Here is a 22,661-nt window from a genome sequence, read left to right as displayed (position 1 = left end):
ACTATGAAACGAACAACTCTCTGTCTGCTGTTTCTACTAGTAACCACTTTGGGGTTTACGCAAAACTACAACCCGGTTATCAACTATGCCTATAATGGAACGCCTACCTATGGCGTTAAGATAAAGACAAAATTACCATATACGAATGGTACACAAATGCCTACTATAACTATAGAAGGATATAATTATGGTAGTAGTAAACCTATTGGACTTAACTTAGTATGGTATATCTATGATGGGATATTTTGGTATCCAAAAATATCATCTTGGGGAGCATACACGCCTATGGTAAAGCTTGCCAATGAAAATGGCTTTGTATCAATCTTCATTGATGATAGGCAATACTACAATCGCTTTACTGTGAGAGCCTATGCAAACGGGATGGATGAGATTCCTAGCTGGTTTGCAAACTGGTCAATTGTAGATGAACCAATAAGCGGGACAAATATTGTAACAGTACCCTACGCCAATGCATTTGCTGGTAACATTACCTTTCCTAACGGGGTTTGGAATGAAGATGGAAATGTTGGGATTGGAGTTTTTTCACCAAAGAACAGGCTCGACGTTAACGGCACCATACGTGCCAAGGAGGTGAAGGTGGAGAGCGGCTGGGCCGACTTCGTATTTAAGCCCGACTACCAGCTAAAGCCTCTAGCAGAGGTGGAGCAGTTTATAACCGCTAACGGTCACCTACCAGAAATCCCTACAGCCAAGGAGGTGGAGCAGAATGGCGTTAGCCTTGGCAAGATGAACGCCAAGCTGCTGCAGAAGGTGGAGGAGCTGACGCTGTACATTATCAATCAAAATAAAAGGATTGACAGTCTAATTATTGAAAATAAAAAACACTTAAAAATCAATCATAAATGAAAACAAGAATCATCTTTTTATTTATTCTACTATGTCAGTCTGCTGCATCATTTGCACAAACATACACTGACCAAAATGGATTAAAAACATTTATAACAAATTCATTAGGAGCCAACGCAGCAGTACCCCAACGCTACCAAATAGCCACTGTTGGGTATAACTCTTACCATTGGCAACCTAACGGGATGCTAATCATCGAACTATTTAGCAAATATTTTGGTACTGGTTACGAAAAGTACTTTGTTGAAATTGGCTATAACCAAGGAACGCAAGGCTCATCTTCAGTTATCTACCTAGCCGATTCTAAAGGAGTTAATCACTACGCAAAAGTAGTATTAGGAGAACCATACGATTTGAATTCAACTTATGGTGGTTACCAAAACAAAGCTATACCTGTATACTTAGATGTAAGATTTTATTCTGACTACATAGCCAAAATAACCTTTCAACAAAATAAGGTTGATGAAGTAAGCGGTGTTAACCAAATAAAATTGGTGGAATCTCCAACACCAACTACGATTCCTGATTTTGATATTTCATCAACAATCACAACTCCTTCAAATATGCTCATCAATGGAAATGTAGGTATTGGAACAAATCCTTCTTCAAATAAACTCGACGTTAACGGCATCATCCGCGCCAAGGAGGTAAAGGTGGAGAGCGGCTGGGCCGACTTCGTATTTAAGCCCGACTACCAGCTAAAGCCTCTAGCAGAGGTGGAGCAGTTTATAACCACCAACGGTCATCTGCCCGAAGTGCCTACCGCCAAGGAGGTGGAGCAAAATGGCGTTAGCCTTGGCGAAATGAACACCAAGCTGCTGCAAAAGGTGGAGGAGCTAACGCTGTACATCATTAAGCAGAACAAGGTTAATGATGAGCAAAACAAAGAAATACAGCAGCTAAAAAAACAACTAAATAAGCTTTCTACAAAAAGATGAAAACGAAACTAATATTTCTCATCACACTTATTTCTACGGTATCCTTTGTTGCTAAAGGGCAGCTACAAGGTTCTGAAACTTCCGAGAACCATTCCCTTTATAAGGGAACCTTTGTTGTTAATGGCGATAAGGATACATTTTATCCCGTAATTTTTAAGTATGGAAATCAGGATAGAATTAACCATCTTAGAATCTTTCGTGCCTACTACGAAGCAGGTCCCAATGAGCTAAGTCCAACCCATAAAGGAGGGCTTACCCTCGAAATAGATCTTAACTATGGAAATTGGGGAGGCTCTACCTACAATTGGCGAATCTCCGATTTAAGGCAAACCTACCATGAGACATTTGCCGATGCTACACATTCGATGCACTGTATGGGATTTACCATTTGGCTTAGAGGTGGGGGATTTGTATATCATTACGAATCAGATTACCCCTCCAGTTTGCAAGTTGCATACAACAATGACATAATCTATAATTCTTCCGATCCTAATCATCCTGAATATACTGTAAAAGCAGGCAATCCTACAACAACAATAAATAGGGATAATATCAACAACCACCTTTTAACCCCTTCATTTATCAAGCAGGGCAATGATATTCTTTACACACAGGGCAACATCCTCATCGGCAAAACCTCCCAAGCCAACCCGGCCTATAAGCTCGATGTCGCTGGCAAGGTACGTGCCGACGAAATTACGGTAAACACCAGCGGCGCCGACTTCGTTTTTGAGAAAGGCTATAACCTTCGCCCTCTTAATGAGGTGGAGGTATTCGTAAAGGAAAACAAGCACCTGCCCGATGTTGCCCCTGCCACCGAAATGCAAACCAACGGCGTTAGCATTGGCGAAATGAACGCCAAGCTGCTGCAGAAGGTGGAGGAGCTGACGCTGTATGTGATTGAATTGAATAAAGCAAACAGAAGATGCAACGAAAAGATAAAGCAATTAAGACTTCATTTAAACAAAGTATCAAAAAGGAGAAATTAAGCAAGCATGGGAAATTATACTAAAACAGTAAGGGGAATACTTCTATCTCTTTACATAGTCCTTTTTGGAGGAATTGCCTCCTTAAGAGCACAAAACAACAATTATTTTGAAAAAACATTTTTTATTTCATTTGACAATGGCCAACAAAATCAGGTGGCATTTATAAAATTCCCAAAGATTCACCTATATGGGACTTTTGAAGTAACAATAACAGGAGGTTACAACTACCAACTGAATATTGGTAAACTTACAAAGCGATATATGATGTTAAGGAATGCTAGTAGCGATTATCTTACTCAGTCTACCGAGGTTGTTGCGGCTTCTGGAGAATTAGCAAATCAATGGAAATTGGGGGATTTTGACAATACAACTTCACAGATTCCTATTTATCATTTGTCAAATAAAGGGAATTGTATCGTTGTTCGAATAGAAGGGGCGCTAATACACCCCGAAAGTATTGCATCCATCAACAGTTCATTAACCGTAAGTGAACCTGTTGTTTCCCCTAATTCGGAAACTCGTGATTATATGAGTATAATGCAGGAGAGGGTGGGCATTGGCACCCCTAACCCTCAGAATCTTCTCGACGTTAACGGCACCATACGCGCCAAGGTGGTGAAGGTGGAGAGCGGCTGGGCCGACTTCGTATTTAAGCCCGACTACCAGCTAAAGCCTCTATCCGAAGTGGAGCAGTTTATAACCGCTAACGGTCACCTACAAGAAATCCCTACCGCCAAGGAGGTGGAGCAGAATGGCGTTAACCTTGGCGAGATGAACGTCAAGCTGCTGCAAAAGGTGGAGGAGCTGACGCTGTACTCCATTGCACAGGAGAAAATTTGCACAGAACTAAAGCAAAACCTTACCAAACAGGAAAAATTAGGTTTAGAGTTGCAGATGGAAATAAAAGAACTAAAAGAAATGGTAAAGCAGAAATCCAGCAAAAACAAAATGTCTAACCGTTCATATTAATTACCATTTGAAAATAAAAATACTCTCATGATGAAAAAGAAAGTACTTCTACTCGTATCTGGCTTATGTCTTGCAATGAGCCTAAACGCACAAATTCTATGCGTACCAAATGGAACAAGTGGTATCGGAATATCAACAAATGGGAATGTCGGAATTGGCACATCCGCCCCTTTACTGCCTCTTACTGTAAATGGCGATATTGCTGTAGGCTTAGACAATGAAATAACATCTGGCTACGGAAATAAACTGAATTTTCTTGGAGCTGCAAATAATACAGATGTTTTATGGCTTGCAAGGTATAATAACGGAGTAAATAATTCGGAATTACGGGTAAATATTGGAGACGACTATGGCTCGGCTGTAGATAAATTTCATATAGGAGTGACAAGTTGGGATGGAGGTATTTGGAAAAGCGTTTTTGTAGCACAAGCAGATGGCAATATCGGTATTGGAACCACAAATCCAGACTCTAAATTAGTTATATCTGACGGAAATAATGGAGTCAGTATTCATGTGGGAGAAATATCTGGCATTGGATTTAATCGGAACGTTAGAGAAGGTACAATATTTAATCCCAATATTTCAGGTTGGCAACTAACTTCGAGAGACGAAAGATTCTCATTAGAAGGATATAACGGTGCGGCCTCTTCTCCTTTTAATGTTTTGAAGAATGGCAACATCCTCATCGGCAAAACCACCCAGAAAAACACCGCCTACAAGCTCGATGTGGAGGGCAAGGTACGAGCCGACGAGATTACGGTAAACACCAGCGGCGCCGACTTCGTTTTTGAGAACGGCTACAACCTTCGTCCTCTTAATGAGGTGGAGGCATTCGTAAAGGAGAACAAGCACCTGCCCGATGTTGCCCCTGCCGCCGAAATGCAAACCAACGGCGTGAGCGTTGGCGAGATGAACGCTAAGCTGCTACAAAAGGTGGAGGAGCTGACGCTATACCTAATAGAACAAGGCAAAATAAGCAAAGAATTTAAGCAAGAACTAAAAAATCAAAAGCAAATAAACGCTCAATTGCAGCACGAAATAGAACTCTTGAAAAGCAGGAATTCAACCTTCAACAATAAACGAAAAATCTCTCACTAACGATGACAAACAAGAAAACACTACTTCTACTTGTTGGAATATTTCTTATGCCAGTTCTAAAAGCACAAACTCTTTACGTTCCAAATGGAACAAGTGGTATCGGAATATCAACAAATGGGAATGTAGGGATCGGGACTTCTCTTCCAGCCTATAAGCTAGAGTTAAATGGAACTGGCACAAACGCTGGAATACATCTATTAAAATCAGATGGCGTACCTGCATCTTGGTATATTCATCCTGGAAGATTAGGGAATGGAGAATTCTCAATTGGTGATGACAATCAATATCGACTGGTTATTGGAAATCAAGGCAATATTGGTGTTGGAACCACCAATCCATCGGCTAAACTTGAAGTTTATAATATTGCACAATCAGGACATCTCTTACTTTCAACAAATGATAATCCAAGTGCTGATGCAACGAGGATAGATATCGATTTTAAGGTTGCAGATAGAGGACATACTGTAGGTCGTATTGCTTCGTACTACGATAATTCCGCAGGTGGTGGATACGGTGGTCTTAGGTTTTATACGAGATATGCTGGATTCCTTAATGAACGATTTCGAATTTCATCTAATGGCAACATCCTCATCGGCAAAACCACCCAAGCGAACGCCGACTATAAACTCGATGTGGCCGGTAAGGTACGAGCCGACGAGATTACGGTAAACACCAGCGGAGCCGACTTCGTTTTTGAGAAAGGTTACAACCTTCGCCCTCTTACTGAAGTGGAGGCATACGTAAAGGAAAACAAGCACCTACCCGATGTTGCCCCTGCCGCCGAAATGCAAACCAACGGCGTGAGCGTTGGCGAGATGAACGCCAAGCTGCTGCAAAAGGTGGAGGAGCTGACGCTATACCTAATAGAAAAAGACAAGAAGATTGAGGATTTGCAAAAACAGATTAATGAGATAAAGTTTCAACTAAAAAAATAGCAATACCATGAAAAAAGCATCGCTAATCTTCCTACTTGTACCATTTTTAACTATTCATTCTTATGCTCAAAGCAACACAGCACCACTCCCAGATGGTAATACAAAAATTGGAGGACACCTTTGGGCAGGTGCTGGTAATGAGGTATGGACTGACGCGAAAGATCTATACTTCAATTTTAGAGGCTCTTCTGCTATTACATATTTCTGGAATTTACAAGGTTCAACAGGTCATCCAGTGGTATCTATTTTTAAGGATGACAGGGTTGGAATAGGGACAAGCTCCCCTTTTGCACAACTAGACATAAATGGGTTACAGGGAACTGTTGATACCCGAACTTTTAGGGTTAAATATTTTCAGAATGACAATCAGTATGTTGGTGGTGCAGAGTTATCTGGAATTGCACATGTTCGTGGGCGATGGACCGCACTATATACGGCTCAGGGAAACGCTTCTTCTGCTGCCTTTTTTGACGGTAATGTAGGCATTGGAACAGAGTCACCAACTTCTAAGTTGGATATTCTACAAAGTTCTAACACAGACTGGGGCGCTCAAATTGTTAACAACGGAGGGCAAGGTAAGGGGCTTAGAATAAGGTGCGCTTCAGGCGATATAACGCCAATAGCCCAAATGGAAGATAATTATGGGAATGTTAGAATGGTCGTTCAAAGTAAAGGCAACATTGGCATCGGCACCTCTACCCCTCAAAATCTCCTTGACGTTAATGGCACCATCCGCGCCAAGGAGGTGAAGGTGGAGAGCGGTTGGGCCGACTTCGTATTTAAGCCAGACTACCAGCTGAAGCCCCTATCGGAGGTGGAGCAGTTTATAACCACCAACGGCCATCTGCCCGAAGTGCCTACCGCCAAGGAGGTGGAGCAAAATGGCGTTAACCTTGGCGAGATGAACGCTAAGCTGCTGCAAAAGGTGGAGGAGCTAACGCTTTACCTTATTGAGCAGAAAAAGGAGATAGAGCTGCTGAAGCAAAAGCTGGCCGATAAGAGCTCGAAAGAATAGCGATATAGAGGGCTACTGGAACAGCTGGTGGCCCTCTACTCTTAGGCTCGCGCTTATCATCCTAGCCTTTTGAAATGAAACGCTTGGTATTTTGTGATTATTAGCTTTAGTCGCGTGGTTGCTGTGTTTTGTTTTTTAATATCTGCTAATTTTACGGCGTTATTTACAACAATTAACTCGTTAACTATTTAAGCAATGACCAACAAAGTATCAGCCGAGATTACCGAGGCAATGATGGCCGAGTTTAAGCAGGACATCGAAAAGATTAAGGCCAAGTACCCTTGGTTTATCAGCCTAACCCCCGAAGAGCGCAGCGCCAGCATCCGCATTGGCGACAAGTCGAACACCTTAGTGTCGAAAGTGCTAGAGTACAACGAATCTCACCCCGAGTACATGCCCGTTTATGTAGATAAGGTAGAGATGAAGAAGGACTTTAAGCTTTGGGGAGATCTTACCACCATGGGGCGCACCAGCGCACTTCTTACCGAATCGATTAACGATACCGCCATTCAGGCTGGCAACGAGGCCATGGAGGCAGCGCTCGCCTACTACAACTCGGTACGCGATGCCGCCAAACATGGCGCTTCGGAGGCGCAAACCATCTACGACGACCTCAAGGCTCGCTTCCAGGGCCGTACGCCCAAAAAGGAAGCACCTAAGAAGTAGCGCTGCTACCACAAAAAACAAGACAGGAGGCTCCAACATGCCTCCTTTTTCTTTGCTTCCGAAGCTTGAAAAGAGAAATCCTCCGCTTCGGATAAGGAAACCGGGGGTTGAAATAACAAAACCAGAGCTTACAACTTCGACATTGCAGGTAAAAACAACAAAACCGAGGGTTCAAGCTATAAAGCTGCGGGTTAGAAGTACAAAAAAGTTCCCCCAACAATAAAACCGTTGTTTGCAGCTACAAAAAAGTAGTTTCGAACAACAAGGCCATTGCTGTAGCAACAAAAAAGTTGTTTCAACCCTCGACGAGGTTGTACCAGCTTTGCCGTTGCAGCTTGAAACTACTTTTTTGTTGCTGCAAGTTACTTTTTTAATGTATGAAGCTGCACTTTTGTTGCTGGTACAACTTGTTTCTTGCTGCATACTACTTTTGTGTCGTTTCAACCCTCGGGAAAGTAGCATTGAGGAAGAAATAAGTAGGATACATAGCCAAAGTAGGCGCCTTGCAGCTGCAAAGATGGGGACGTAAGTGGCGCTTTACCCTACTGAGCAAAAACAGGAAATCGAGCGGCTCATGCTGAACTACCAAAAAAAAAGCCATTGGACACCAATGGCTTTTTTTTAATCTGCTACCTCCGCTTTTTGAGGCGTGCTACCTCCTTATCCAGCCTAATTACATGGAGCGTTAGCTCCTCCACCTTTTTCAGAAGGGCGGCATTCATCTTCACCAGGTCTACCCCCTGCTCCTGCAGCTCCTTTTCCGAGGGTACGTCAGGTAGATGCCCATTTTCCTTTACGTAGGTCTCCACCTTGTTGAGTGGCATAGCCGAGTAGGCAGGGTCGAAAACGTAGTCGGGCCACTGGTCGCGCAGCTTTACCACCACCTGCTCGGCAACCATGCTACCCGCAACAGCCAGCTTATGCCCCTTGGTGTCGTAGGTGCCAATGCCCACATTCTTGGTGGTGGGGTTTATGGTGATGCCCTCGCGCGATATTACATCGGTAATGCTCGAACGCCATCCCGTAGGATCAACAGGAGTAAGCTGCGGCAGCGCTAAGTACACCTCGATATTTTGACCAGAAAAGCCCATGGAGAAGACTAATCCATCAAGCGAAGTTGTGCTGGAGAATGTTGTTGTTTTATCTATAAAATACCAACCGTCGGCAGCGGCATCTGTTTGTGCTTTGGTTACGCTAAAATTTCCTTGACATTTATATTGCCCATAGTTATACCCAGCATCGGTACCAAAACCAACCCAATCGGCATTCACTATCTTGATCCAGGCCCTAAACCTATAGGTCTTAGGGAAAACATTTCGTTCAAATGGAAATGTTACATAGCAGTTATTTGAGTTGCTGTTACCCGTAATCTTTAGTATATGCCCATCTGGACATCCACCCCATCCATCAGCTAAGCCACCGCGCGATATTCTGCCTCCCTTATTGTAGACGCCAAACCAGTAGGGAGTACTCGCGGTAGCAGCATCTACGCTTGCAGCGGCACCCGCAGGTGCAGTTGGACAATAGGGACCCTCGAATCCCTTAGTAAAAGGATGTACTGCTTCTATGGTAATATTTCCATCGACATTATACCCTGCAGGCTTGCTGCCATCGAGCAGGTAGATGTAGGAGTTGTTAATCAAATTTGGTCCCATATCCGAATTCTGGGACTTTCCCTTTTCGGCCATGCATAGCAGCAGAAGCACCGCCATGCCGCTCACAATTCTATTCATATACAGCTTTATTTAGTAAATATATTCTCAGAGTATGGGCCCTACGGATGCCCTATACGTTAGCGTATGCCATTGGGCTACCTTTTGCCCCTTGGTCGCTTGTTCTTACGCTCCAGCTCGGCAACCCGCTTGTTTAGCTGAATGGTGTACAGCGTCAGCTCCTCCACCTTCTGCAGCAGCCTGGCGTTCATTTCGCCAATGCTAACACCGTTTGCTTGCATTTCGGAGGCAGGAGCAACATCGGGCAGGTGCTTGTTGGCCTTAACAAAGGACTCCACCTCGGTAAGCGGGCGGAGGTTGTAGCCGTTCTCAAAAACAAAGTCGGCGCCATTTAAATCAACCTTAATTTCCCGTGCCCTAATGGTTCCTATAACATCAAGCTTAAATTTAGGAGAATTAGTTCCTACACCGACATTCCCATTTTGATCAATTAATAACATTAATTTACCACTTCCTGGAATGCCCTTATATACAGAAAAGTTTGTTTGGTAATGGGGCGCATAGTTTCCTGTTGAGTATAAGTCTACACCAGCAGAATGAGGGTTGATTGAATAGGTATTACCTTTGTCGCCAACTGAAAATTTGTAGGTCAAATTCATAAGCCCAACTCCCATATTTCCATTTTGGTCAATCATCAGTTTTAGTTCTCCACTTCCTGGAATCCCCTTATATATCGAAAAATTTGTTTGGTAATGAGGTGCATAATTTCCTGTTGAATATAAATTGACGCCGGCAGAATGAGGGTTGATTGAATAGATATTACCTTTGTCGCCAACTGAAAATTTGTAACTCAAATTCTGCAATCCTACACCTACATTTCCCTGATTGTAGTAGATATCACCAGGCGTTGTTCCGCTCCAATTTTGTGCATCTACTTTCAATATAGAACACAACATTATCATACAAAATAGAAGTTGTCTTTTCATTGTTCTTACTTTTTTACGATTAACAATAGAAGTGAATTGTCATTTTACAATAGTAGATTGTCGAAATTACTTATCCTTTAAAATATAGATTCCTTAAACTATGCTCAAACAGAGGAATGCGAATGAAAAGGGTAGTAACAAAAGTGATGCCCTATCTTTGTACATCCACCTGAGTTCTTGCTTTTTTCCCCTACTTAGGAACAGCCTCAAGCTTTTTAATCCTTTTATTTTGCACCTTCACAACCTGTTTTAGTTCTGTTATTGCTTTATTCTGCTCTATTACATGAAGCGTTAGCTCCTCCACCTTTTTCAGAAGGGTGGCATTCATCTTCACCAGGTCTACCCCCTGCTCCTGCAGCTCCTTTTCCGAGGGTACGTCAGGTAGATGCCCATTTTGCTTTACGTAGGTCTCCACCTTGCTGAGCGGCATAGCCGAGTAGGTGGGGTCGAAAACGTAGTCGGGCCACTGGTCGCGCAGCTTTACCACCACCTGCTCGGCAACCATGCTACCCGCAACGGCCAGCTTATGCCCCTTGGTGTCGTAGGTGCCAATGCCCACATTCTTGGTGGTAGGGTTTATGGTGATGCCCTCGCGCGAGATTACATCGGTGATGCTCGAACGCCATCCCGTAGGATCAACAGGGGTAAGCTGCGGTAGCGCTAGGTAAACCTCTATGTTTTGACCGGAAACGCCCAAAGAGAAGGCAAAGTTATCGAGCGAGGTGGTGCTGCATATTGTAAAGGTTTTATCAATAAAATACCAGCCGTCCTGTGCGGCATCCGTTACACTTTTGGTAACTGAAAAATTTCCAGTGTTCTTTTGACCATAATAATACCCAGCGTCATTCCCAAAACCGACCCAGTCGGCATTTACTATCTTAATCCAAGCCCTAAATCGTACCGTTTGGGAGAAGATATTAGTCTCAAATGGGAATATGACCATATTATTTTCATTTTTACTTCCATCCCCTGTTATTTTTAGGATATGCCCATCTGAATACGAATGCCAACCATCAGCTAAGCCCCCACGCCAAATTCGGCTTCCCTTGTTGTAGACGCCAAACCAATATGGGCTTGCTGCAGTTGCAGCATCTACGCTTGCAGCAGCACCTGCAGGGGCAGTTGGGCAGTAGGGCCCCTCAAATCCTTTTGTATAGGGATGTACCGCTTCAATTATTATGCTTCCTTCTGTTCTAAAACCAGTGGGCTTATTCCCATCTAGCATATACATGTAGGAGTTGTTAATCAGATTTGGTCCCATATCCGAATTCTGGGACTTTCCCTTTTCGGCCATGCATAGCAGCAGAAGCACCGCCATGCCGCTCACAATTCTATTCATATACATCTTTATTTAGTAAATATATTCTCAGAGTATGGGCTCCTACGGATGCCTGATACGTTAGCGTACGCCATTGGGCTACCTTTTGCCCCTTGGTCGCTTGTTCTTACGCTCCAATTCGGCAACCCGCTTGTTTAGCTGAATGGTGTATAGCGTCAGCTCCTCCACCTTCTGCAGCAGCTTGGCATTCATGGTTGCCAAATCCATGCCCTCCTTTTTAAATTCGGCTTCCGAAGGGATTCCGGGGAGGTGCCTGTTCTCCTTGGTGAAGTCCTCCACCTCCTTTAGATCCATAAGCTGGTAGGAAGGGTCGAACACGTAGTCGGGAATGGTACCCAAATCAGTAACCTTAATCTCCGAGGCCACCACCTTCCCCTTTACCGATAGGGCGGCATCGCTGCCAGCAGGGTTTGCACCAATACCAATACGCCCGTTTACCCTAAAGTCGCCATCGTAGGTGGTGCCGTTGGTGTTTACGTACGAGTCGACAATCGTTTTGTAGCTATGCAGCGGTCCATTCTGCTCCTGGTAAGCTACGCGTCCATCCGTTCCATCGTACACGACTGGTGCTGTGATAGACAAGTTTGAACTCGAATAATGGTAGGTAATTCCACCTCCCTTCATCCATACAATTAGATATCGACGACCTTGCAATGATGCATCCCTCCATCCTGCAATAAAGTTTGCAAAACTTTGCCTCATAGACACATCTACATAATTAGCTCGATGACCATTATTAGACATATGAAATTCGAACCGCGCAATCAAAGCACCCAACCAATTGCTATTTTCATGCACATTACTTCTCCCTATATTAAGTATGGTCGGTTCATTATTTTCCCAATTATCATCTAGCCATATAACGGGGTAAAACTTATCATAATCGCCACCTACGGTAAATGAGGCGCTCGGCGTTTGGGCTAATAGGGCAGGTGCAAATAGCAGATGCAACAGCAGTAGCTTAATTACTTTCATAGGTTGTATTATTTTAATTTAGACTATAGCTACTTTCTTGAGGTTGCCATAGCGGCCTTAAGGCATTCTATATCTTGGTTAATCTTATCGAGTTTCCCCTCTAAAGAGGTTATCTTTTTGTCCTTTTCAATTAAGTATAGCGTCAGCTCCTCCACCTTCTGCAGCAGCTTGGCATTCATGGTGGCCAAATCCATTCCCTCCTTTTTAAATTCGGCCTCCGAAGGAATTCCGGGGAGGTGCCTGTTCTCCTTGGTGAAGTCCTCCACCTCCTTTAGATCCATAAGCTGGTAGGAGGGGTCGAACACGTAGTCGGGAATGGTACCCAAATCCGTAACCTTAATCTCCGAGGCCACCACCTTCCCCTTTACCGATAGGGCGGCATCGCTGCCAGCAGGGTTTGCGCCAATGCCAATACGCCCGTTTACCCTAAAGTCGCCATCGTAGGTGGTGCCATTGGTGTTTACGTACGAATCGACAATTGTTTTGTAGCTATGCAGCGGTCCATTCTGCTCCTGGTAGGCTACGCGTCCATCCGTTCCATCGTAAACAACCGGAGCAGGGATTGTTGCATTAGGGCTTTGGTAGTGGTAGGTGGTTCCGCCTCCTCGTAGCCAAATAATAATTCCTCCAGAACCTTGTGTTGTTAAATCCCTCCAACCTGCAACTAAATTCTGTTGTAATGAACCGTTTCTAGTATTTCTAACATCTGCCGAAATATAGTTTGCACCATGTCCCCAACTTGTTACATGATACTCAACCCGACACATAAGAGCACCTCTCCAACTACTATTGTCATGAACATTACTTCGTCCAATTTCCAATATAGTAGCTTTATAATTGCCCCAATTCGCATCCTGCCAAACCACGGGGTAAAACTTATCGAAATCGCCACCTACGGTTAATGAGGTGCTTGGTGTTTGGGCAAATAGCGCTGGAGTAAGTAGCAGCTGTAGCAGCAGGAGCCTAATTGTTTTCATAGTATATTTATTTTCAGGTTACTTTATTGAGGTAGCCATAGCGGCCTTAAGACCTTCTATTTGCGCCTCAAGTGTATCTATCTTGCCCACCTTGATTTTTAGATCTTTTATTTCGTTGTCTTTTTGAATTAAGTACAGCGTCAGCTCCTCCACCTTCTGCAGCAGCTTGGTGTTCATGGTAGCCAAATCCATACCCTCCTTCTTAAATTCGGCCTCCGAAGGGATTCCGGGGAGGTGCCTGTTCTCCTTGGTGAAGTCCTCCACCTCCTTTAGATCCATAAGCTGGTAGGAAGGGTCGAACACGTAGTCGGGAATGGTACCCAAATCAGTAACCTTAATCTCCGAGGCCACCACCTTCCCCTTTACCGATAGGGCGGCATCGCTGCCAGCAGGGTTTGCGCCAATGCCAATACGCCCATTTACCCTAAAGTCGCCATCGTAGGTGGTGCCATTGGTGTTTACGTACGAATCGACAGCAATTTTATAGGTGTGTAATGGGCCATTAATTTCTTGGTAGGCCACGCGCCCATCTGCTCCATCATATACTACTGGCGCTGGAATTGTTGCATTTGGACTGGAGTAGTGGTAGGTGGTACCGCCGCCTCGTAACCAGATAATTACATCTCTACTACAATTCAGACCTGTTGCATCTATCCACCCAGCAACAAATTCTTGTTGACTTCTTCTTATGTTTGCGGTAATATAATTAGACAAATGCCCCCAGCGAGTTGTATGAAATTCGAACTTGCTTATTAGAGATCCTCGCCAAGTACTATTTTCATGAACATCACTCCGACCTATTTCAAGAATGGTTGGCTTATGGCTTTCCCAATTCACATCTTGCCAAACCACGGGATAAAATTTATCGAAATCGCCACCTACGGTAAATGAGGAGCTAGTTGTTTGAGCAAATAGTGCAGTAGAAAATAGCAGCTGCAGCAGCAGTAGTCTTACTATTTTTTTCATACTATCTTCTTTTGTTTTGCTTTAAATGTTTAATCTCTATCTTCATTTCTTTAATCTCCTTATCCTTTTCAATCAGGTACAGCGTCAGCTCCTCCACCTTCTGCAGCAGCTTGGTGTTCATTTCGCCAATGCTCACTCCATTGTCTTGCATTTCGGCGGCAGGGGCAACATCGGGCAGGTGCTTGTTTTCCTTTACGTATGCCTCCACCTCGGTAAGCGGGCGAAGGTTGTAGCCGTTCTCAAAGACAAAGTCGGCGCCGCTGGTGTTTACCGTAATCTCGTCGGCTCGTACCTTACCGGCAACGTCGAGCTTATAGGTTGAGTTGGCTTGGGAGGGTTTGCCGATGAGAACGTTGCCATTTGATGATATACGCATCCTCTCGGTATTATCGGTTGTGTTAAAGGTTAGGAATCCACCCAGTTGATCTCCTCCCCTATAGAAGTTGATAGAACTATTGGTTTGCCCGTAAAATTTGTGTTCTAGTGAAAATGATTTAATTCCACCCTGCCAAGTTTCTCCATCAGCAAGTTGCGAATTGTATGACTTTACACCTAGAAAGGTACCATCACCAGAATCATCTCCTTCAGGTAATCTTGCAAGAACTGATTTTAGAGTATTCAACGAATAGTCGGCAACATCTAAAAATGCTCTGGGATTACTTGTTGCAATACCTGCATATTTTTTTGTAAGAAGGCTTCCGCTGATGCTAATATCCCCATTATTGAAAAAAATGGTTTGTTTATTCCAATCCCAAGTGTTATTAGTCCATGGAGCAATATATAGCATTGTCCTGCCATCATCAGGCGTATGAAATATCCATTTATTGGAACCATCGCTAATAATATCCTGAGAATGGCCTAAATTGGAAAGGCATAGCAATGCCACTATTGTACATGTAGAAATGATTGTTCTCATGGTGTATATTTTTTACTTGTTGCTTAATGCATTTTCAATCTTTTCGACTCTTGCTTTTAAGCTATCGTAATCGCTGCATCTGCCCTCGAGTTCCTTAATTTTCTTATCCTTATCTATTAGGTACAGCGTCAGCTCCTCCACCTTCTGTAGCAGCTTGGTGTTCATCTCGCCAATGCTAACGCCGTTGTTTTGCATTTCGGCGGCAGGGGCAACATCGGGCAGGTGCTTGTTTTCCTTTACGTATGCCTCCACCTCGGTAAGCGGGCGGAGGTTGTAGCCGTTCTCAAAGACAAAGTCGGCGCCGCTGGTATTTACCGTAATCTCGTCGGCACGCACCTTGCCGGCAACGTTGAGCTTATAGGCTGGGTTGACTTGGGTGGGTTTGCCGATGAGGACGTTGCCTCCATTAATAGAAAAATTATATCCATTTTCAAGAGTTAAATTAAAAACAGATGGGTCCCATCCTAAATATGCCTGCCTTAGGCCTTGAGGGTTATTCCATTCGATATATGGCACATTACTCCATGTTGGCTTTGAACTAAGTGTAATAGCATGATTTCCGTATTCTAACTTAGCATTATCACTCTCGATAATTATTCCCTTGGTCGTATAATTAGGTGTTTTAATATGTAGCATTGAATTGGGAGAACTGGTTCCAATACCAACAAAGCCATTGGTTAAAATTGTCATTTTTACGTTGTAGTTGGTAAGAAAGAATAAGTTGTGATTACTTTCTGTTCCAACAAAACCACCACCACCATACCATGAGGTGTGATTAAAAATACCCATCTTTAAATCATTGGCAGAATTTGTAGTGAGTATTTTGGAGTGATCGCTCCCTCTTACATCCAATACCGTACCCCAACCTTGTATGTTAGATGGTGATGAAGTACCTATACCCACATCTTTAGCGGTATTCCCAATACCATTTGTCCCGTTAGGTATAAAAATCGTTTGGGCATTAATGCTGTAGGAGATACTAAATCCAAGCATTAGCAGGAATAATTTCTTCTTCATCGTAATAATTCATTTAAAGGATAATACACAATTGAGATTTTGACAACTTGATATTTCAACTCTACTTCAACTTTTTCATTACAATGTCTCGCAGCTCTTTCATCTCCTGCTCAAGTTTCGCATTTCTCTTTTCAAGTTCTATACTGTACAGCGTCAGCTCCTCCACCTTTTGCAGTAGCTTGGCGTTCATCTCGCCAACGCTCACTCCATTGTTCTGCATTTCGGCGGCAGGGGTAACATCAGGCAGGTGCTTGTTCGCTTTTACAAAGGATTCCACCTCGGTAAGCGGGCGGAGGTTGTAGCCGTTCTCAAAGACAAAGTCGGCACCGCTGGTATTTACGGTAATCTCGTCGGCGCGTACCTTACCGGCAACGTCGAGCTTATAGGTTGAGTTGGCTTGGGTGGTTTTGCCGATAAGGACGTTATTGTTTACTTCATTTATCGAACAGAACGAGTTAAGCAACCCCTCGTAAGGGGCAGTTGCTTCTGGATGTATAAAAAACAACTCGGATAGGCCAAATCTCCCTCCATCGCCAGTACCCTCGTAAAAGGTAAATCGCAATTTTGTAAAAATTCCATATAAAGACGCATAAAAGTCATAATTACCATAATCTGTATTAGAATAGTCAGCAATGGTAACCCACGCATTATTGTTGTACATCTGATATCCTTCAATTTTAAATCTTCGCGCAGGCCAGTATCTTGTTGTCCATCCTACCCATGCCCCTGCTTGTGTATGATAACCTGGCAAATTCTCAATGGTAATAACTGTAGGATTTGAAGCACTAATCCCAGTTGAAGAATAGGATGGGACAAATCGACCATCAAATAAGGTATTCAAATCAACTAAACCTGTACCACTCTGAGTTACAGAATATCGTTTGGTTGAGTTGAAAAGTAGGTTGTTTTCCAAACCTACAGGATTCCTATTGGTGCTAATAACCTGCGAATGGCAGTTGATTGCCATTACGAGCAAGACAATACTTACCAGTACGGATGTTTTATTTGTAGATAGTTTCATACCCCGATTATTTATCTTTTAAGGTTTGTATTTCAGTATTCATTTTTGTAATCTGCTGTTGCTGTTTCTCAATTATCTTCTTCTGTTCGATCAAATACAGCGTCAGCTCCTCCACCTTCTGCAGCAGTTTGGCGTTCATTTCGCCAATGCTCACGCCATTTTGCGCTACCTCTTTTTCTGTTGGTATTTCGGGCAGATGGCCGTTGGTGCTAATAAACTGCTCTACCTCCGATAAGGGCTTTAGTTGGTAGTCGGGCTTAAAGACGAAGTCGGCCCAGCCGCTCTCCACCTTTACCTCCTTGGCGCGGATGGTGCCGTTGACATCGAGTTTATTGGTTGGTGTCATTGTGTTTACACCTATGTTTCCTTGTGGCGAAACAAATAAATGGTTAGCACCAATTATTGTTCCACCAGAAAAATCATCAAGAAAGTTAAGGTGCAGCGTATTATTGGTATAATGAACAAGAGCCCTCGCAGAACCAGGATTTCCTCGATCTGCACTTGGAGCACTTAGTTTTAAATCAGAGCCAAGAAAATGTGCTACACCTCCAACTACTAAACTATATTGAGGGTTGGATACTCCTATTCCAACATTTCCTGTTTGTAGATTCACCATTAAGTAATTACTACCAAGAGACGGATTGCCAATAATCACCTTTCTCGTAGAGAGACTGCTATTCGTTTTGTTATATCCTGCAATATAAATAGCAGTAGTATCCCAGCCTCTATAGGTTCCGATTAGGTCATAGCCACGATTTAGATCTACACTTCGCAATACATTATCCCAGCCATCCTTAATGGTTATTCTCGACCCAACTAATTCCTGAGAATAAGTAGCTATAGATATAATGCATAGAGATATGGTTACGATACAAGTTTTTCTCATTTCTTATTGCTTTTATTTCTTTTTAGGTTGTTCTCTTTTTTCAGCTTGTCGACTTCCTTTTTTAAGTCAATCACATACAGCGTCAGCTCCTCCACCTTTTGCAGCAGCTTGGCGTTCATTTCGCCAAGGCTCACGCCATTCTGCTCCACCTCTTTCGTGGTGGGGATTTCTGGTAGATGGCCGTTGGTGCTAATAAACTGCTCTACCTCGGCAAGAGGCCTAAGCTGGTAGTCGGGCTTAAAGACGAAATCGGCCCAGCCGCTCTCCACCTTCACTTCCTTGGCACGGATGGTGCCGTTAACGTCAAGCTTATTGGTCGGGTTTTCGGTGCCAATACCTACATTACCATTGCTGTTCATGAAAAAATTCATATTCCCCCCAGTAAATAGTTTTATTCCACCATAGCCGGATAGTGCAAATAGGGGTGATCCAGGTAGTTTGGTATCCCAATACCATTTATAGCCATAATGAGGCATATCTTTACCATCGTAAGTAAAATGATCAGATAAGCTGCATCCAAAAGAGTTCCCAAATCCAAAGTGAACACTTCCTGTCAAAACAACTAAGTCACCGTTAGAATCCTGAACAACTACTTTGCGCCAAGCCTCCCATGGGGTATTGTACGAGGGGGCTGTTCTGTAGTATATCCCTCCATCGTTAAAGTTAAGCTGATGGAACTTGTTTCCAGAATTGTCGGGAATCCAAGGTGCAATGGTAAGCAACCCAGAATACCCTCCCTCCCCAGGAACGCCTACGGCTGCTCTTGCCTTAAATTCGAATCTTGCCTCCTGCGAGTATCCCGATGGAAGCGTGTTGGCAACTCGAGTGTCGGCGATGCTAAGCTTTGCGGCCACCTGCGCTTGTGCATAGTGCGCGATAAGTAGTATTGCCAGTAATGGAATAGTTCTTTTCATTTATTTCTGATTTTATGCTGATTTATTTTTATTACCCGGTTTCTACCGCTTGACTTTTGATGAAATTGCCTGATCAACCTTTCGCTTAAGAGCTCTGTTCTCCTTCGAGAGCTGGTCTATTTTCTTACTCTGATCAATCAGGTACAGCGTCAGCTCCTCCACCTTTTGCAGCAGCTTGGCGTTCATTTCTCCAAGGTTAACGCCATTCTGTTCCACCTCTTTCGTTGTAGGAATTTCTGGTAAATGGCCGTTGGTGGTTATAAACTGCTCTACCTCTGCTAGGGGCTTTAGCTGGTAGTCGGGCTTAAAGACGAAGTCGGCCCAGCCGCTCTCCACCTTTACCTCCTTGGCACGGATGGTGCCGTTAACGTCGAGAAGATTCTGAGGGTTAGAGGTGCCAATGCCAACGTTGCCATTATCCTTTATTCTTAACCTCTCGATAGAGTTATCTGCGTTTGAATTGGTAATTAATGAAACGGTATAGAAGGCCAAATCGCTGCCCTGAGCCAGCCAACCACAACAGTGGTTTGTTCTTTCTGCAACTATTTTGGCAGCTATTGCATTAGGAGCAACATCGCGATAGCCATAGAATTTTATGCTATAGTTTCCTCCATCGAGCCCCATTGGGTCGTTGGGTCGTCCAATAAGCAATCCTCCACCTTCTCCCGCTCCTACATTTAAGCTCCCATTTGCATCTTCGATGGCTAGCTTGCACCAAGCCTCCCATGGGGTATTGTACGAGGGGGCTGTTCTATAGTATATTCCCCCATCGTTAAAGTTTAGCTGATGAAACTTGTTTCCAGAATTGTCGGGGGTCCAAGGTGCAATGGTTAGCATCCCAGAATAGTAACCTTCTCCTGGAACTCCAACGACATTTCTTGCCTTAAACTCGAATCTTGCCTCCTGTGAGTATCCCGATGGAAGCGTGTTGGCATCTCGTGTGTCGGCGATGCTAAGCTTTGCTGCCACCTGCGCTTGTGCGCAATGCGCGATAAGTAGTATTGCCAGTATTGGAATCGCTCTTTTCATTTATTTCTGATTTTATGCTGATTTATTATTATTACCCAATTACTACCGCTTGATTCTTGATGAAATTGCCTTATCAACCTTTTGCTTAAGAGTTCTGTTCTCCTTCGAAAGCTGGTCTATTTTCTTACTCTGATCGATCAGGTACAGCGTTAGCTCCTCCACCTTCTGCAGCAGCTTGGCGTTCATGTCGGCAACATTTAGCCCCTTATCCTTTACCTCCTGCTCCGATGGCATATCGGGTAGGTGGCTATTATCGGTAATAAAGGTTTCCACCTCCGACAGCGGCTTGAGCCTATAGGCAGGCTGAAAAACGTAGTCGGGCCACGAGGTTACGTTATCCACCGTTACCTTATCGGTACGGATACCTCCGTTTACAAATAGCTTATGGGTTTTATCGCTAACCGCATTTGAGGTGTTAGACCCTATAAAAGTTCGACCACCACCTAGACCAATTCTTATATCGCCACTGGATTCAAGATTTAGGTAAAGGGTATTGTTAACGCCTGTAGGGTAGGAGTCTACAACTAGGTAGCCATGTCCAGAACCGCCTCGCAGCCTTCCTGATTGCTGACCTCCTATATACACCCATTCGTTGTAGGCATTTCCTAGTATTGCGGATGCAAGAGTTCCATCATCCAGCAGCTTGCTATCGCTTACATGCAGCGGAACTCTGGGATCGGCAGGTCCAATACCAATATTCCCGGTAAAGCGGTTAGTGCCCCGCGTAGCCAGCTCGTACCATTGCGAGCCATAGCTGGCATCTAAATTACCGGTTGCTATCTTTCTAAAGAAAAGCCTGTCGTTTTCGCTGTAGCTGGAGGCAATTTGCAGCTGGTGGTTGTTCGTACTTTCCGAATGCCTTAGCACAAGAAGGTGATTCCATTGGTGCGTGTTATCGGAAACTTTACCCAAGAATTGCCCCTGTTGCTGATACATTCCGGAAGGAATTGGCCCATTAAAACCTGTAACGTATTGCTCTACTCCATTCCCTAATTGTTGGGCATTTAGCGCTGTTGCAGAAATACAGCAAAGGAAAAGCACAAGTATCGACTTCTTTTTCATCATAATTTTTTATTGTAATTATCCTTCAAAAGTAGCATTTATATATTTCAAAAAAGCCCGAAGCAGAAGATAGCCATGCGGGATAAAGCACAGGCAAAGCGGCGGAATACTTTCGCTGAGGCGTACTAGCATAGGCCTAGCGCTACTTCATTGGGCCTTCCTTTCGCAACAATCAGGAATCCCTGCCTATTCCTTTAGCTGCAGCTCCTAGTTTATGCCGATACCAACATCCATTTTCTCACTCTATACTACTTTCCCGTAGCTTAAAATGATAAAAAAGTAGTCTGGAACATAAAAAAAGCAGCTCCATTCCTTTAGAAAGGAGCTTCAGACATCAAAAAAGTAGTTTCAAACATCAAAAGCAATGCTGGTAGTATGCCGGCGAGGGTACAAACAACCTTTTTATTGTACCAGCAACAAAAAGGTTGTTCTAAAGTACTTTTTTGTACTCTGGAGTGACAGTTTTATTGTGGGTACAACTTTTTTTATGTTTCAACCTGCGGTTTTGTAGCTGCAACCCTCGGTTTTATTGTTTGTACCTGCACTTTTAATGTTTTTACCTGCTATGCCGAGGTTTGGGGCTTCGATAAGGTTGTTGAATACTTCGGCAATATCGCTACAAACAACGATCAGAATATTTTTTGGTTCATTGAGAAGAAAAAGTTCAAGAACTTCTTCTCGAATGACATTTCCCCCTATAAGTAATCAGCCGCTTGGTTTACACCAAACGGCTGATTTTCGTTTTATGCGGTCTGAGATCACTTCTTTTGTTAGACGGCATTGCAAATGCCGCCTGGCCTTACACGATGATGAGACTTTGCTCAGCAGGGGATAGTTTTATTCAAAATCACTAATTAACATTTCCAAAAAGCCGATTTCGGATTCCTTTTCTGGGATACCTCCCAAACACCATCGAAATCCATTTCTAATCCATTCTCGGAAATATAATACAATCCCTTCTTATAGCAGTGTAAAATAGTATCAAGCATTGAGTCAAGACTATCGTAAATGCTGACATATGTATCAAAATCTGGATTCCAGGGTTGAATACAATAAATTTTTTTTGTGCCAAATTCATACGCAAGATGATCTCCGTCCCCAGAAGAGCATAATGGGAACATTTTATTTTCTATAAACTGAAACAAATTATGTTCGTATAAAAAATTGACATCTTCTATACTATTTAAATAAAAACTAGAAAAGAAATAGAAATATTTAATAGATGTTTCATCATTTACGCTTGTGCCATCATGCCATTTATACAATGAAACAATTTCATCATCTACCTTTTCAATATTTAGATGATCTTTAACTACCTTCTCCAACTTGATGATATCAATCCCTGCATTAAAGTATCCCAAAACTGGGGCTTTCATTTTTTTTAGCCCCTCTTCAATTTGTGTTAATTTCTTCTCAATCATGA

At 43.4% G+C, this 22,661-nt stretch carries 22 protein-coding genes; 8 read left to right on the top strand and 14 right to left on the bottom strand.

Annotated elements, in window-relative coordinates; all coding sequences use genetic code 11:
- Nucleotides 1-3: 3 nt before the first annotated feature.
- The 8 genes from ACHZA1_RS11675 (at nt 4) to ACHZA1_RS11640 (ending at nt 7,477) form a co-directional block, all read left to right on the top strand.
- The gene (locus tag ACHZA1_RS11675) at nt 4-867 is read left to right on the top strand and encodes a hypothetical protein (protein ID WP_320052058.1); all 864 of its coding nucleotides are present in this window, start codon (nt 4-6) and stop codon (nt 865-867) included.
- On the top strand, nt 864-1,805 hold the full coding sequence (locus ACHZA1_RS11670; RefSeq protein ID WP_320052057.1) for a hypothetical protein: 942 nt from the start codon (nt 864-866) through the stop codon (nt 1,803-1,805). The genes ACHZA1_RS11675 and ACHZA1_RS11670 overlap by 4 nt, the downstream gene beginning before the upstream one ends.
- A complete protein-coding gene (locus ACHZA1_RS11665; protein WP_320052056.1) occupies nt 1,802-2,794 on the top strand; it encodes a hypothetical protein in 993 nt (330 codons plus the stop codon). Before ACHZA1_RS11670 ends, ACHZA1_RS11665 begins: the two co-directional genes overlap by 4 nt.
- Nucleotides 2,795-3,322: 528 nt before the next feature.
- Nucleotides 3,323-3,763, top strand: a complete 441-nt coding sequence (locus ACHZA1_RS11660; protein WP_320052055.1) for a hypothetical protein — start codon at nt 3,323-3,325, stop codon at nt 3,761-3,763.
- 27 nt (nt 3,764-3,790) lie between these two features.
- Nucleotides 3,791-4,861 carry a hypothetical protein gene (locus tag ACHZA1_RS11655; RefSeq protein ID WP_320052054.1) on the top strand — a complete coding sequence of 357 codons (1,071 nt, stop codon included), beginning with the start codon at nt 3,791-3,793 and terminating at the stop codon, nt 4,859-4,861.
- Between the two features lie 2 nt (nt 4,862-4,863).
- Complete coding sequence (locus tag ACHZA1_RS11650) at nt 4,864-5,796, top strand: hypothetical protein (protein WP_320052053.1); 933 nt, start codon at nt 4,864-4,866, stop codon at nt 5,794-5,796.
- Between the two features lie 7 nt (nt 5,797-5,803).
- Nucleotides 5,804-6,811: a hypothetical protein gene (locus ACHZA1_RS11645; protein ID WP_320052052.1), complete on the top strand. Its 1,008-nt coding sequence runs from the start codon at nt 5,804-5,806 to the stop codon at nt 6,809-6,811.
- A gap of 195 nt (nt 6,812-7,006) precedes the next feature.
- Nucleotides 7,007-7,477 carry a hypothetical protein gene (locus ACHZA1_RS11640; protein WP_320052051.1) on the top strand — a complete coding sequence of 157 codons (471 nt, stop codon included), beginning with the start codon at nt 7,007-7,009 and terminating at the stop codon, nt 7,475-7,477.
- A gap of 629 nt (nt 7,478-8,106) precedes the next feature.
- Here the strand turns inward: ACHZA1_RS11640 and ACHZA1_RS11635 are convergent.
- The 14 genes from ACHZA1_RS11635 to ACHZA1_RS11570 all read right to left on the bottom strand — a co-directional run bounded on the left by ACHZA1_RS11635 (nt 8,107) and on the right by ACHZA1_RS11570 (nt 22,659).
- Nucleotides 8,107-9,210, bottom strand: a complete 1,104-nt coding sequence (locus tag ACHZA1_RS11635) for a hypothetical protein (protein WP_320052050.1) — start codon at nt 9,208-9,210, stop codon at nt 8,107-8,109.
- 77 nt (nt 9,211-9,287) lie between these two features.
- Complete coding sequence (locus ACHZA1_RS11630) at nt 9,288-10,136, bottom strand: hypothetical protein (RefSeq protein ID WP_320052049.1); 849 nt, start codon at nt 10,134-10,136, stop codon at nt 9,288-9,290.
- A 190-nt stretch (nt 10,137-10,326) separates the two neighbouring features.
- The gene (locus ACHZA1_RS11625) at nt 10,327-11,475 is read right to left on the bottom strand and encodes a hypothetical protein (RefSeq protein ID WP_320052048.1); all 1,149 of its coding nucleotides are present in this window, start codon (nt 11,473-11,475) and stop codon (nt 10,327-10,329) included.
- Between the two features lie 78 nt (nt 11,476-11,553).
- A complete protein-coding gene (locus ACHZA1_RS11620) occupies nt 11,554-12,177 on the bottom strand; it encodes a hypothetical protein (RefSeq protein WP_320052047.1) in 624 nt (207 codons plus the stop codon).
- Between the two features lie 302 nt (nt 12,178-12,479).
- Entirely contained in the window at nt 12,480-13,427 is a 948-nt protein-coding gene (locus tag ACHZA1_RS11615) for a hypothetical protein (RefSeq protein ID WP_320052046.1), read from the bottom strand.
- An 18-nt stretch (nt 13,428-13,445) separates the two neighbouring features.
- The gene (locus ACHZA1_RS11610; RefSeq protein WP_320052045.1) at nt 13,446-14,393 is read right to left on the bottom strand and encodes a hypothetical protein; all 948 of its coding nucleotides are present in this window, start codon (nt 14,391-14,393) and stop codon (nt 13,446-13,448) included.
- A gap of 1 nt (nt 14,394) precedes the next feature.
- On the bottom strand, nt 14,395-15,309 hold the full coding sequence (locus tag ACHZA1_RS11605) for a hypothetical protein (protein ID WP_320052044.1): 915 nt from the start codon (nt 15,307-15,309) through the stop codon (nt 14,395-14,397).
- 12 nt (nt 15,310-15,321) lie between these two features.
- Nucleotides 15,322-16,326: a hypothetical protein gene (locus ACHZA1_RS11600; protein WP_320052043.1), complete on the bottom strand. Its 1,005-nt coding sequence runs from the start codon at nt 16,324-16,326 to the stop codon at nt 15,322-15,324.
- A 61-nt stretch (nt 16,327-16,387) separates the two neighbouring features.
- On the bottom strand, nt 16,388-17,347 hold the full coding sequence (locus ACHZA1_RS11595) for a hypothetical protein (RefSeq protein WP_320052042.1): 960 nt from the start codon (nt 17,345-17,347) through the stop codon (nt 16,388-16,390).
- Between the two features lie 7 nt (nt 17,348-17,354).
- On the bottom strand, nt 17,355-18,233 hold the full coding sequence (locus ACHZA1_RS11590; protein WP_320052041.1) for a hypothetical protein: 879 nt from the start codon (nt 18,231-18,233) through the stop codon (nt 17,355-17,357).
- Entirely contained in the window at nt 18,230-19,147 is a 918-nt protein-coding gene (locus ACHZA1_RS11585; protein ID WP_320052040.1) for a hypothetical protein, read from the bottom strand. The genes ACHZA1_RS11590 and ACHZA1_RS11585 overlap by 4 nt, the downstream gene beginning before the upstream one ends.
- A gap of 42 nt (nt 19,148-19,189) precedes the next feature.
- Nucleotides 19,190-20,176: a hypothetical protein gene (locus ACHZA1_RS11580; protein WP_320052039.1), complete on the bottom strand. Its 987-nt coding sequence runs from the start codon at nt 20,174-20,176 to the stop codon at nt 19,190-19,192.
- 42 nt (nt 20,177-20,218) lie between these two features.
- Nucleotides 20,219-21,241 (bottom strand): hypothetical protein, encoded by a 1,023-nt coding sequence (locus ACHZA1_RS11575; protein WP_320052038.1) that lies wholly within the window; start codon nt 21,239-21,241, stop codon nt 20,219-20,221.
- An 851-nt stretch (nt 21,242-22,092) separates the two neighbouring features.
- Nucleotides 22,093-22,659: an SMI1/KNR4 family protein gene (locus ACHZA1_RS11570; RefSeq protein ID WP_320052037.1), complete on the bottom strand. Its 567-nt coding sequence runs from the start codon at nt 22,657-22,659 to the stop codon at nt 22,093-22,095.
- Nucleotides 22,660-22,661 lie beyond the last annotated feature (2 nt).

The sequence above is a fragment of the uncultured Acetobacteroides sp. genome (assembly GCF_963667355.2).
Taxonomy (GTDB): Bacteria; Bacteroidota; Bacteroidia; order Bacteroidales; family ZOR0009; genus Acetobacteroides.
This window is presented reverse-complemented; position numbering and strand designations above follow the sequence as displayed.

What these genes read in the sequence shown, in the direction of transcription:
- ACHZA1_RS11665 (WP_320052056.1), top strand. Translation starts at nt 1,802, where the DNA reads ATGAAAACGAAACTAATATTTCTCATCACACTTATTTCTACGGTATCC.
- ACHZA1_RS11675 (WP_320052058.1), top strand. Translation starts at nt 4, where the DNA reads ATGAAACGAACAACTCTCTGTCTGCTGTTTCTACTAGTAACCACTTTG.
- ACHZA1_RS11645 (WP_320052052.1), top strand. Translation starts at nt 5,804, where the DNA reads ATGAAAAAAGCATCGCTAATCTTCCTACTTGTACCATTTTTAACTATT.
- ACHZA1_RS11625 (WP_320052048.1), bottom strand. Translation starts at nt 11,475, where the DNA reads ATGAATAGAATTGTGAGCGGCATGGCGGTGCTTCTGCTGCTATGCATG.
- ACHZA1_RS11605 (WP_320052044.1), bottom strand. Translation starts at nt 15,309, where the DNA reads ATGAGAACAATCATTTCTACATGTACAATAGTGGCATTGCTATGCCTT.
- ACHZA1_RS11595 (WP_320052042.1), bottom strand. Translation starts at nt 17,347, where the DNA reads ATGAAACTATCTACAAATAAAACATCCGTACTGGTAAGTATTGTCTTG.
- ACHZA1_RS11660 (WP_320052055.1), top strand. Translation starts at nt 3,323, where the DNA reads ATGAGTATAATGCAGGAGAGGGTGGGCATTGGCACCCCTAACCCTCAG.
- ACHZA1_RS11655 (WP_320052054.1), top strand. Translation starts at nt 3,791, where the DNA reads ATGATGAAAAAGAAAGTACTTCTACTCGTATCTGGCTTATGTCTTGCA.
- ACHZA1_RS11575 (WP_320052038.1), bottom strand. Translation starts at nt 21,241, where the DNA reads ATGATGAAAAAGAAGTCGATACTTGTGCTTTTCCTTTGCTGTATTTCT.
- ACHZA1_RS11580 (WP_320052039.1), bottom strand. Translation starts at nt 20,176, where the DNA reads ATGAAAAGAGCGATTCCAATACTGGCAATACTACTTATCGCGCATTGC.
- ACHZA1_RS11670 (WP_320052057.1), top strand. Translation starts at nt 864, where the DNA reads ATGAAAACAAGAATCATCTTTTTATTTATTCTACTATGTCAGTCTGCT.
- ACHZA1_RS11600 (WP_320052043.1), bottom strand. Translation starts at nt 16,326, where the DNA reads ATGAAGAAGAAATTATTCCTGCTAATGCTTGGATTTAGTATCTCCTAC.
- ACHZA1_RS11630 (WP_320052049.1), bottom strand. Translation starts at nt 10,136, where the DNA reads ATGAAAAGACAACTTCTATTTTGTATGATAATGTTGTGTTCTATATTG.
- ACHZA1_RS11650 (WP_320052053.1), top strand. Translation starts at nt 4,864, where the DNA reads ATGACAAACAAGAAAACACTACTTCTACTTGTTGGAATATTTCTTATG.
- ACHZA1_RS11590 (WP_320052041.1), bottom strand. Translation starts at nt 18,233, where the DNA reads ATGAGAAAAACTTGTATCGTAACCATATCTCTATGCATTATATCTATA.
- ACHZA1_RS11570 (WP_320052037.1), bottom strand. Translation starts at nt 22,659, where the DNA reads ATGATTGAGAAGAAATTAACACAAATTGAAGAGGGGCTAAAAAAAATG.
- ACHZA1_RS11640 (WP_320052051.1), top strand. Translation starts at nt 7,007, where the DNA reads ATGACCAACAAAGTATCAGCCGAGATTACCGAGGCAATGATGGCCGAG.
- ACHZA1_RS11635 (WP_320052050.1), bottom strand. Translation starts at nt 9,210, where the DNA reads ATGAATAGAATTGTGAGCGGCATGGCGGTGCTTCTGCTGCTATGCATG.
- ACHZA1_RS11615 (WP_320052046.1), bottom strand. Translation starts at nt 13,427, where the DNA reads ATGAAAACAATTAGGCTCCTGCTGCTACAGCTGCTACTTACTCCAGCG.
- ACHZA1_RS11620 (WP_320052047.1), bottom strand. Translation starts at nt 12,177, where the DNA reads ATGAGGCAAAGTTTTGCAAACTTTATTGCAGGATGGAGGGATGCATCA.
- ACHZA1_RS11585 (WP_320052040.1), bottom strand. Translation starts at nt 19,147, where the DNA reads ATGAAAAGAACTATTCCATTACTGGCAATACTACTTATCGCGCACTAT.
- ACHZA1_RS11610 (WP_320052045.1), bottom strand. Translation starts at nt 14,393, where the DNA reads ATGAAAAAAATAGTAAGACTACTGCTGCTGCAGCTGCTATTTTCTACT.